Origin of the sequence: Vibrio sp. V43_P6S15P86 (assembly GCF_009904725.1) — a bacterium.
GTDB classification, from domain to species: Bacteria; Pseudomonadota; Gammaproteobacteria; order Enterobacterales; family Vibrionaceae; genus Vibrio; species Vibrio diabolicus.
Map to the genome: position 1 here is coordinate 1 of NZ_WXWT01000052.1, position 4,364 is coordinate 4,364.

General features: G+C 42.5%; 4 protein-coding genes and 1 tRNA gene. 4 read left to right on the plus strand and 1 reads right to left on the minus strand.

The genetic code is table 11. The features are described from left to right. Window positions 1-157 precede the first annotated feature (157 nt). Together CAG69_RS02465 and CAG69_RS02470 are read left to right on the plus strand one after the other, a co-directional pair. Window positions 158-1,168: a DUF2804 domain-containing protein gene (locus CAG69_RS02465; RefSeq protein WP_161442571.1), complete on the plus strand. Its 1,011-nt coding sequence runs from the start codon at window positions 158-160 to the stop codon at window positions 1,166-1,168. Window positions 1,169-1,175: 7 nt separating this feature from the next. Beyond that, the gene (locus CAG69_RS02470) at window positions 1,176-2,033 is read left to right on the plus strand and encodes a sterol desaturase family protein (RefSeq protein WP_085344412.1); all 858 of its coding nucleotides are present in this window, start codon (window positions 1,176-1,178) and stop codon (window positions 2,031-2,033) included. Between the two features lie 17 nt (window positions 2,034-2,050). Here CAG69_RS02470 and CAG69_RS02475 read toward each other — a convergent pair. Then, a tRNA-Gly gene (locus tag CAG69_RS02475) sits at window positions 2,051-2,125 on the minus strand. 371 nt (window positions 2,126-2,496) lie between these two features. Between CAG69_RS02475 and CAG69_RS02480 the strand changes: the two genes are divergently transcribed. Beyond that, a complete protein-coding gene (locus CAG69_RS02480) occupies window positions 2,497-3,015 on the plus strand; it encodes a DUF4136 domain-containing protein (RefSeq protein ID WP_005397138.1) in 519 nt (172 codons plus the stop codon). Window positions 3,016-3,590: 575 nt separating this feature from the next. Further along, window positions 3,591-4,271, plus strand: coding sequence for a DedA family protein (locus tag CAG69_RS02485; RefSeq protein WP_161442573.1), 681 nt, complete (start codon window positions 3,591-3,593; stop codon window positions 4,269-4,271). The last annotated feature ends 93 nt before the right edge of the window (window positions 4,272-4,364 follow it).

Genomic DNA, 4,364 nt, shown 5'->3' on the forward strand with positions numbered 1-4,364 from the left:
GAAGATTAAGTGAGGGACATGAGTGGATAGTTGAGTGATCGGTTTCACATATAGCGAGCCGAAGCCAAATTAGTCGATATTGTTGTGCTGTCACGCAAATTGTTTTTGTTAACGTAGTGTTAACATCTGAGCGTGTTGACTCGAAAAAGATAAAAATATGCATGAGCTTAAGACTCTGGACTCGTTTATGCAGCAAGACGGTCTACCAGTGTTTGGCCATCTTGATGGGATTCCCACATCTTTACAGTTAGATAAGTTTACCTACCTTGATGAGATGGATAAGCCAGCGTCTAAGTGGCGCCGTTACTGTGATTATAAGCAGTTTCAGTTCGTTAATTTGGTCACACCTAACTACGTGATTGGGGTTGCGATTGCGGATATTAGGTATTTAGCATCTGGTTTTTGCTATCTGTTTGACATTCAAAATAATGAGTTAGTGGAGCAGCAGTGGTTAAAGCCTTTTAATATTGATTATCAAACTCAGCCTTCCAGTTGGTCTAGTCATGCCCATCTTGCTGACAAAAGTATTCAGTTTTCTATTCAGAATGGTATTTGGCACGTCCACTTTGTGACGAAATCTGTCAATGCTGATCTCTACTTACGTCCAGAAAGTATGAGTTTGCCATTAATGTTGTGTACACCAACCGGTTATGCGGGTTGGACTTATACGCAGAAGCAAAATGCGTTAACGGTAGATGGCAACTTATTCATATTAGGAAAGGAACAAGATCTCTCAGAAGTAGCTGCTGGTTACGACTTTTCCGCTGGGTACATGCGACGGGAGACAAGCTGGCGCTGGGCGAGTATTAATTGCTTTGAAAGCGGCAGACGATTGGGGCTGAACTTAGCTGCAGGCGTCAATGAAACGGGCTGCTGTGAAAATGTATTCTGGATTAATGGTGAACGGCATTTTTTACAGTCTGTTCAGTTTCAATTTTCACGAAATGATGAAGGACAAAGATGGCATATAACGTCGGAAGATAAACGGATTGACCTAGTATTCACGCCTTTAAATCGACGTTCAGAAAAGAAGAACTTTTGGTTTCTCAAAAGCAATTTTCGTCAATATATCGGCTATTTCTCTGGCTACATCGTTGATGGGAATGGTATCAAACATCAGTTAGAAGAAGTCATAGGTCTTACTGAAGACCACTATGCAAAATGGTAGAAACACAATGGATTGGACACAGTTGATGGAACGCCCTGAATTACTTCTGATGATTTTGGCGCCTGTTTTCTTTTTATGTATGGTTGCAGAGTACTGGTTTGGACAACGAAGGGGACGTTTGCCTGAAAGCGCGATGTATTATATTCCGGAAGTTGTATGTAATTTTGTGCTTGCGGGCCTACACCAAGCGACAGACATACTCACAGGTTTGCTGATTGCTCAGTTATATTTGTGGTGGTTTGATTGGCGATTGTTTGATATCGAAATGAGCGTTTCAGCGTTTTTGTTACTTGTCGTTCTGCAAGACTTTTTCTATTACTGGTTTCATCGGGCTAGTCACCGTATTCGTTGGATGTGGGCTGCGCACGTGGTCCATCACAGCTCGGAGAGAATGAATTTCAGCACCGCGTTTCGTCAAAGCTTGATGTATCCGTTAGCGGGAATGTGGATTTTCTGGTTGCCTTTGGTGATTATTGGCTTTGATCCCAAGTGGGTCGTCTTCGTTGTGCTGTTTAATCTGGGCTTACAGTTTTTTGTTCATACTCAATCAATTCGCTCGCTTGGACCGCTAGAGTGGGTATTTAACACGCCATCTCATCATCGTGTTCATCATGGTATAAACCGCCAGTACATCGACAAAAATTACGCGGGAGTGTTGATCATCTGGGATCGGATGTTTGGAACGTTTGAACCAGAAGTGGAAACCGTTAGGTATGGAATTTCTAAACCTGTAAACAGTTTTAATCCCATTCGTGTGACGTTTGCAGAATGGAAAGACATGTTTTATGACGTAACACGACCAAATTTAACGTGGAAACAACGTTGGCGCTGTCTATTTGCTCCGCCATCGGATTCTTTTGAGTAGATTGAGATAAAAGAGATTGGAGCGGGCAGCGGGAATCGAACCCGCATCATCAGCTTGGAAGGCTGAGGTAATAGCCATTATACGATGCCCGCGCATCGATAGGACTCAGTTAATATGCCACACTGAACGAAAAAGAAAAGTCTTTTCTCATCAATTGTTTGTCAGATGCCTAAAAAAGTAGCGTCTTGGTGTTAAAGTGTCCATTGTCTCTGTTTTTCAGGAGGGTCAGCGATTCCGCTTCTAAAATCGATGGCTGCTAATTAGGGGCAAACACACTGTCTACTAGCGTTTAGGCATTGATGATATTCAAGATTGTCAGTGTAAAGGTTAATCGCGTTTATTGAACAGTCAGGTTTCATGGTCAAGACTAGATATTGAAATGATTACTTTTTACTGCTGAAGCGTATGTATAGCACTAGCGTAATTCCGCTGAAACAGTCAGCTTAACCAAAGGAGATTTAACATGTGGAAAGGTTTGATATTAGGGGCGGTGATGATGCTCGTATCTGCTTGTACAACCGTAACGACGGATGTCGATAAGCAAGCCGATTTTTCAGCTTACAGAACGTTTGATTTCGGTGCCCAAGCAGAAGCCCCTACGAGTATTGATGGTCGACGTATTGAACAAGGATTGGCTGAACAGCTTGAAGACAAGGGCTTAATTAAAGTGAATAGTGGTGGGGACCTTTACGTTCATCATGATATCGTCGAAGAGTCCGAGCTTGTCTCTTCTGGGTCTTCGGTGAGTTTCGGTTATGGTTGGAATAGCTTTGGCGTGATCACTTCAAGCCCGGAACGATACAAAGAACGTAAGTATGGCAAACTGGTGGTAGAACTTGTTGATGCAAAGGCTAATCAGGTTGTGTGGAAAGGTGTTTCAAGCAGGAAACTATCTGAGTCTATGAGCTCTGAGAAAAGAGAGTCTCTGATTGAAGAAGAAATTGCGAAAATGTTTGAAAACTACCCTTACGGTGAAAAATAATTAGTATTCTTAACGATTAAGAATACTAATTGCCAATCGTTACGCACAGAGTTAAAAGAACTTACTATTTTGGTTTTGGTTACCTTTGTGCGTACGACTCTGATTGCTTTACTCGGACTACTTTTCTGCTTGTTGGCTCCGAGCATGAGTCTGGCGCACTCATACCCAAATTTTCTTTCCTTTCATAACCAGAATATTGCTGTTGACGCTAAGTCGAAGCACTTTTCAGAACACCCTGTCTCTCCAATACAACAAGACTATCCGAGTTTAAACAGCCGGAATATATTGAGGGTTAGCCATTCTAAGGAAACGAGCTCGAACGACGATGTAGAACTCGAATGGTTTGAAACGCTTGCTGTAGTTTGGTGGACACATCGTTCGGCAATTCACTCGATGGGGCTGCTAAAACGCATCGGCAATGAGGCTTTAGGTCGTTGTGTTGAAAGTATTTTTACTCATTCTAAATACAGAATCGGTGCGAGGAAAGAATCGAATCTCATATACCGTTTTATACATGCTCGCTAACACATTCCATGTTTTTACAATTTTTGGTTAGTTATGCTTAGGAGCGGTTTATGTTTGATTCGATAATTCAGGTCTTGAGTGCCTTTTGGCATCAAGATTTCACGGCGTTAATGGCGCCAGGCGGTGCAGGATTGGTTTATTTTGTTGTTGCTGCGCTTATCTTTTTGGAAAGTGGTTTTATTCCTGCTGCGCCATTCCCATGCGACAGTGTCGTTGTATTATCCGGTACGCTGGCGGCGGTTGGCGTCCTTGATCCAATTATGATTATGTTGGTGATAGCTGTTAGTGCGGGATTGGGAAGTTGGGCGGCTTACTTACAAGGTAAGTGGCTAAATCGCTTACCTAAGGTCCAAGGCTGGGTGAGCGCGGTTCCTCAAAAGCGTTTGGAACAGGTCGACGTATTACTCAGTAAACATGGATTGATCGCGCTTTTTTGTGCGCGGTTTATTCCGGTAGTTCGTTCCCTATTGCCATTAATGATGGGGTTGCGAGTGAAAGGTATTAGTAAATTCCATTACTTTGCGTGGCTGAGTGCGATTTTATGGACGCTGATATTATGCGGTTTTGGTTTATTGCTTCCCTTGTTACCAGAGAATATGAGCAGAACGATCACAATGCTATTAATGGCGGCCCCAATAATTACTCTCGTGATTGGGGTGCTTAGTTTCTTGTTTGTTAAAGCACGTCGAGCGTTCTGCAAATCCAAGGATGTGTCAGAGTTTTCCCAGTAAGTTTACTTTGATTTGTACTTTTAAACTTGTATACAGATTAGACATCTAATCGGCAGGTTTTTATCAGTAAAAAGAAAGGCGCAATGTATGCGC